Origin of the sequence: Winogradskyella damuponensis (assembly GCF_039538385.1) — a bacterium.
In the GTDB taxonomy this organism is placed as follows: domain Bacteria; phylum Bacteroidota; class Bacteroidia; order Flavobacteriales; family Flavobacteriaceae; genus Winogradskyella; species Winogradskyella damuponensis.
Map to the genome: position 1 here is coordinate 1 of NZ_BAABCB010000013.1, position 6,508 is coordinate 6,508.

The window sequence follows — 6,508 nt, forward strand, 5'->3', positions numbered from 1 at the left end:
AAGATAGTTTTATAGTTCATTATTTTCATTTGATTTTGGTTTCCTCATATTACTGGCAACGTTGATGTGTATGGTTAGTTGCGTGGTTAAGCAACTAAATTAGTAAACTTTTACGAACCCGTGAATATTCCGCAGGAATATTCGCAAGTAAGCTCAATGCAGCAATTAATTATACACGGTGTTGTGCCCAGTTATTTTTTCTCTTTTATAGTAGGGAATTTTATAACTTCTCCAAGCTTTTCAAAAATTGCTTTCCTACATTCTTTTTTGAATTTTTCGTTTTTATTTTCTAATAGATATTTTGAAACTTTATATAAATCAATCGTTTCTACAAGACCTATTTTTTCTCTTTCAGCTCCACTTTTGCATTTGTCTGTAAATGGGCTTTTTCTTTTGGAAGGTGCTGTAAGTCTAAATGGATTACCGAATAAAAGTCCATAAGCTTTTTCATTTACTTCGTCTCTTTCAAAATCCTCATTAAGTGCATCTGAAAGTTGTCTGAACTTCGTAATATCTATCGCTTTATTGTCTTTACCTTCACATTCGCCAATAAATCTCCATCCTTCAGGTGATGTTATAACTTGGTCAAGTTCTAAAACTCCATCGTCAAAATTCTCTGCTTTAAATCCTAATATTTTTAGTGCATAAATAACAGCCTCTTCTAATGGTTTACCTGTTTCAAATAGTAAATCATTTAATTTTTCAGACTCAATTAATTCTTCATTCAGTTCTTGAATTTCAGTATTTAGATTAGTAATTTTCTCTCTGTTATTTTCAATTGATTCTTTAATTTTTTCAGATTTTTTTAAAGAATACAATTTATGGTTTGTCCAATCCGGTTTAGGTGTTTTATTGGATTTTTTTCTTAAAGTTGAATCTATTTCAATAATGGATTGAATAAATCGTTTTCCAATGATTATTGCTTCTTCAGTCCATAAAGCTTCTTCTTTTTCATTGTACTCTGTAAATTCACTTGTATCTAAATCAATTTTTGGTAAGAAAACAATTTGTCCGCCAAATGCTGAAATTACTCCTCCTAAAATTTTATCCTTATTTTTAGTTGTAAATCCGTTTCTAAATTCTGCGTCAATATTCAAGTATGTCTCATAAGTTATAAATTCATTAAATGATTTTAAAAAATTATGAAATAGAAAATCACTTGATAATATCTTTTTACCGTGAGCAACATTATATTTCAAACCATCGAAGTTTGGTAAAAATTTAAAATTATCGAAATTACTTACAATATTCGTTACTTGTCTATTTCTGCCTGTACCACTATATTCTTTTTTGCCTGTTTGAATGTAAAATGATTTTTTTTCAGATAACACAACAAAAAGAGTTTTACCTGTATTCAAATATGATTTAATTTCATTGTGCCAATGCAAACAATGTTCCGCTATTTGAGCTGAAGAGTCGTGGTTATAACAAGATTTTCCATTGTAAGTACCATCATCAAAGGAACCTGTATAAGTAGAATATTCAGTTGTTCGAAATGAAGGGTCAAAAATCACAATATCGGATTCAGATAAAGAACTCAAACTATCAAGTTTTATAAAGTCATCGTCATTTGATGGTAATGTAAATCCAACTCCCTTAATTTCTTTCATTTGGTTCGTGTTTTTTAATTGGGCACAACGTGTTTGTATATGGTTTGTTGCGTGGTTTAGCACGTAATTTAGCAAATAAAAACCGAATAGAAAATCCGCGAGGATTTTCGTAAGTGGACTAGAACTAGCAATAAATTATATACGTTGTTGTAAACAGGCTTTTCTCATTTTATAATTCCACTGAAACTTTTCGATTCGCTATATACATTAATTCCGAAAAGATTCCATTTTAGAATTCCGTTTACTGAATATTCAGCTTGCTCGTTTGGATTCAGATTACTGGTTTGAATTGAATTAAATTCCCAAATATAACTGCCAACAAATCCAGTTAAAACACTATGACTTGCAGTTGGCATAAATGAATCTCCATCAGCTGTGTATTTTATTAGTAAAACAATGTCCATTGTCAGATTATCCTCAAGTTTTATTGTTTTCGACATTGAATTGTAATTACCGTTTATCTTTTCATTTATCACAATCATATTGTTTTTCTCTTCTTTATTAGAAGCAGAAATAATTTGAATAATTCCAATAAACATAATTGTAATAGAAACTATTTTAAATTGTGGTCGAAAAATTCGTTTTCCAATTGCAATAAAACCAAATATTAAATACAAAAAATAGAAAAAAATAATTCCATTGAGGACTGTCCAAAATAAATATATCATAAGCTTTTGTTTTTTACAGCTTGTTTACAACGGTCTCGGCTATGAGTAGTTGCGTGGTTTAGCATTTAACTTTGCAAGTACACACCAAACTGAAAATCCACGAGGATTTTCACAAGTAAGCGAGTAGAAGCAATTACTTATAGCCATTGTTGGCAATAGTTATTTTAGAACCAAGTCATTGGAATTCTCACTTTTTCATCTGTTGATTCGAGGAATTTCTGTTCGTCAGCAGGGAATAATAATTCAAAAACTTTTTCCATTGTTGGAATATCGTGGTGTGCGTGTTTTGAAGGTGCTGACCAAGGTGAATCGTTTTCAACCCAATTAGTTGATTCAAACCAAGGTATACCATCTATTGTTTTTCTCTTGATTCTTCCTTTTTCGAATGAATTATGAGCAATGAACCACTCATCAATAATACTGTCTACCCACTTGTGTAATCGCCAAAATATTGGATTTACTTGTGATGAATATGTTTCTCCAATAAAGTCATACTTCACATTGTCCCACTTTTTATCCATACTGTTTTCAGGTCTACCCATAACTGTAGGTTTTCCTGTTTCAGGGTCAATTGGTGTTCCAGCCCATCGCATATGCATATCGTTGTGAACAGAGGTTTCTATTAGAGAACCTAACTCTCCTAAAGTCAAATTCCTTAAATATCTATGGTCGTGAAAGTCTCTATCCCACCATCTCATTCTTGACCAATAAAATTCATCAGATTTTACAGCTTTAAATCTTCTTTCCAACCATTTTAGTGATTCAGGTAATTCCCAAGTAGGTGGAACTGAAATACCTGGGTGAGTTGACTCAGGTCTACCAGGTTCAGGTATTAGTTTCCAACCAATATCTGGGTCAGCTCCTTCTTTTTTCATAGCTTCATCAAACTCTAAAATCATCTCTCGATGCATAAAAAGAAAATCAATTCCAGAACCATTTGTTGTTAACGGTGTCCATCCATCTCTATTCCATTTTAAAGATGGTCTTGGTGGATTCCATTTTAATTTTGTTATTTCAACCTTTGCTGATTCTGAAACTAAATTTTCATTATTCCAGTAATCTCTTAAACCGTGCCATAAAGCGTGATGTAATCGGTGATTGCGAGATGCAAATAATTCAGCCACTTTCAGAGGTAAAGCTATTGGACTAACGCTACTTTTTATATTAGACTTATTATCATTATTCTGTTTTGAATTATCCTTTGTGTCATCTTCACAAGCTGATACAGCAGATATAATAGATAGACTTCCAACTCCCAATGCTGCTGATTTAATGAATTCTTTTCTGTCCATTTGTATAAGATTTTTTGGTTAGTATTTTTATTTTTTGACCATATAAAAGCTCGCAACTTTACCTTTTAGTGAGGTTCCGTGGTCAGCGGAACGTATTACGCTTCCAAGAAGTGCATCTTTTTGGTCAATTCCAAACTGCCATTTTGGAATTGTATATCCATTATAGTCATATATCCAGCCTTCTGTGGAAGTATTTTTTAAGCCATTCCCAGTAATAGTGAAATTCGTTTTTGAGTTAAACTTACCAGTCATTTTTAGTTTACCCCATTGTCCCATATCTAATTCGCCATCAATTATTCCATCTTTAGATGTCAATCGCATAATTGCTGTTGCGAACTCAAGATTATTTTTGCACTCTAAAGAGTCTTGTTCACAAAATGGAATATTTTCATTTGGTATATTGTGCATACTGCGATAGACCCATTCTCCATTAATTAAATTATCATCAAACGTTTGTTTTTCATCGCTACAATTAAAAAGACTTAATCCGGTGATTATTAAAAAGAAATACCTCATAATAGGTTGATTTATAGTTTTCTAAAATTAAGAAATAGATTAATAATTAAATATCCCCTTTACTGGGTATTTTGAATTGCACCAGATTTATCATAATTATTGCCAACGGTCTAGTGTATGATTTCGTTGCGTGTTTAAGCACTAAATTTAGCAAATAAATCACAGATAGAAAGTCCGCGAGGACTTTCGTAAGTAGGCTCTAACTAGCAATGAATTATACACATTGTTAGGCAACGTTATTTTTGTCAGATAAATGTTTTAAATAATCAACAGTATTCAATTCAGCTCCATAAAACCCAGCTTTGGTAAAATCAGTTCCTTTCAGTTCGCAGTTTTGAAAATCAGAACCACAAAGTAGAGAATTATAAAAGCTAACATTCTCAAAATTCGAATTGTCAAATTCACAACATTTCAGATTGCAGTTTTTTAGATTTCCGTTTTTCAGCGAGCAATTCCGAAATATTGAACTATGAAACCAAGAATGCTCAAAATCAATTCCGTCAAGATTCAAGTTCTCAAATATTCCAGAATCAAAATCCGAATTCCTGAAATTCCGTTCGCCTTTTGCGTAGCGTTCTTTAAGTTCAGCTATTGAAATCGGTTTTTTGAATTGAGTTTCCATTTAGTTCTTTACTATGCAATGGTTTTTAATTCCACTGTTCTTGCGTCTAAAAATTGTATAATTTCATTGACTATTCCAGATTTATCTAAATCATCTTTAATAATTGTATTGTCGCTACCAGTCTCAAATATCACGAATTGAGCTTCCAAATATTTCATTGTTCCGAAATACATAAAAATTTCTCCGCAAAAAAGCTTTGACTCAAAATGTATTCCTTCACTATTCGGATAATTTTCACTCCGCTCAAAATAATTTATGTCAATCGAATATGCTTTTGAAATTTCGTGATTTTCAAATGCTGATTTAATGATATTTAGATAATCGATTTTCACTAATGTTGCCTAACGGTCTCGTATATGATTTGTAGCGTTATTTAAGCAAGTAAGTTAGTAAATAATAACGGAAATAGAAAAACCGCGAGGTTTTTCGACAGTAGGCGAGAAGCAGCTATAAATTATATACATTGTTAGCTATGAGTAGGCGCGCATAGACTTTGGTAAAGCAGAGGTGTTATTTTTCCTGCCGAAAGCAAACACTTTAAATGCGTAGCCTAGAGTTAGCAGAAATGCTGAACACGATTATATGTTTTTTATTTAAGAAGCCATTGCAGATAAGCTGTGTCCAATTCACGCATGTGTTTGCTTATTCGACTAAAGCACTGACGCCTTTTTTTATTTTTCAGCGCAAACTTGCTAACGCATGATTTTTAGACAATGTTTGAAAAACTCAAAAGGTTAGTTAAAACAATAAAAATTGCAAATAGAGAACGATCTTAATGCGTTTTATTTNCTCGTAGCGTGTAAATTAGCGATTATTTTTCGGTTAAGCACGAGCCGAATTTTTTAATTTTCTTATTATCTTTTCTTTTCAATAAGCCAAATTAAAAAATTTGGCGGACTTGCAAATTTACCTTAACTTCGATTGAGCAAATAACTAGATATGAGCTATATACGTTGTTGTGCGTAGTCTTTTCCGCTTTTAATTCTTTTCCATTCTTTTTTTATTTTCCGAAAAATTTTCTAAACAGTCATCTAACTTATTGCCTTTTGAATGAATACACTCACAAAATTCATTTCCAATATTCTCATATTTAGTATTAGCATATTGTTTTTTACAATCGGATAATGAATTTCTTGGCATAATATCAAATCCTTTTAGAAATATTAAAATTGTAAGTCCAAAGGTTAAAGCAACTCCACCAAAAAACAGAAATGGGAATTTATTGTTCCATTTTTTTGGTCGCTTTACAATACCATAATCTGGTATATTTTTAAATGGTAAAATATATTTTAACTTGTCATAATTCCAAACGAGAATATACAAATTCGCTAAAACCATTAATGGTGCAGAAATAAATGAACCTTCAAATCGTACAGCGAAAGAAAGAATACAAATATTCACTATTATTGGAAAATAGAGTATTGCTCCTAAAGTGACAGTTCGAGGTACTAGCAATAAAACGGCTGAAAAAACTTGAGCATAACCAATGAAGTGATAATAATATCCTGTGCGATGCAGTGCAGTTAGATATGCTCCCATCGGATGAATTTCCGACAATCCGCTAGCAAATCGTTCGTCAATTATTTTTGTTATTCCCGCAACTATAAATCCAAGAGCTAAAGTCAGTCGGCAAAAAATTGAAAAATACCAATACCATCTGTTTGCTTTTATTTTCAGGTAAAATTGGTCGAATTTAGTCAGATTGTTCAATTATTCACGATTTTTATTAGATTACGCACAACGTTTTTGTATATGGAAAGTTGCGTGTTTGCGTGCGAGGATTTTCCGCAGGAAAATCAG

7 protein-coding genes are annotated in these 6,508 nt (G+C 31.8%); all 7 read right to left on the bottom strand.

Annotated elements, in window-relative coordinates:
• Window positions 1-191: 191 nt before the first annotated feature.
• Entirely contained in the window at window positions 192-1,610 is a 1,419-nt protein-coding gene (locus ABD730_RS05800) for a V-type ATP synthase subunit I domain-containing protein (protein WP_344713221.1), read from the bottom strand.
• A gap of 164 nt (window positions 1,611-1,774) precedes the next feature.
• Complete coding sequence (locus ABD730_RS05805) at window positions 1,775-2,278, bottom strand: hypothetical protein (RefSeq protein WP_344713223.1); 504 nt, start codon at window positions 2,276-2,278, stop codon at window positions 1,775-1,777.
• A gap of 164 nt (window positions 2,279-2,442) precedes the next feature.
• On the bottom strand, window positions 2,443-3,570 hold the full coding sequence (locus ABD730_RS05810; RefSeq protein ID WP_344713225.1) for a hypothetical protein: 1,128 nt from the start codon (window positions 3,568-3,570) through the stop codon (window positions 2,443-2,445).
• A 27-nt stretch (window positions 3,571-3,597) separates the two neighbouring features.
• On the bottom strand, window positions 3,598-4,086 hold the full coding sequence (locus ABD730_RS05815) for a hypothetical protein (protein ID WP_344713227.1): 489 nt from the start codon (window positions 4,084-4,086) through the stop codon (window positions 3,598-3,600).
• A 226-nt stretch (window positions 4,087-4,312) separates the two neighbouring features.
• Window positions 4,313-4,708, bottom strand: coding sequence for a pentapeptide repeat-containing protein (locus ABD730_RS05820; protein WP_344713229.1), 396 nt, complete (start codon window positions 4,706-4,708; stop codon window positions 4,313-4,315).
• 11 nt (window positions 4,709-4,719) lie between these two features.
• Window positions 4,720-5,040: a hypothetical protein gene (locus ABD730_RS05825; protein WP_344713231.1), complete on the bottom strand. Its 321-nt coding sequence runs from the start codon at window positions 5,038-5,040 to the stop codon at window positions 4,720-4,722.
• Between the two features lie 646 nt (window positions 5,041-5,686).
• Window positions 5,687-6,418: a DoxX family protein gene (locus ABD730_RS05830; protein WP_344713233.1), complete on the bottom strand. Its 732-nt coding sequence runs from the start codon at window positions 6,416-6,418 to the stop codon at window positions 5,687-5,689.
• Between the last annotated feature and the right edge of the window lie 90 nt (window positions 6,419-6,508).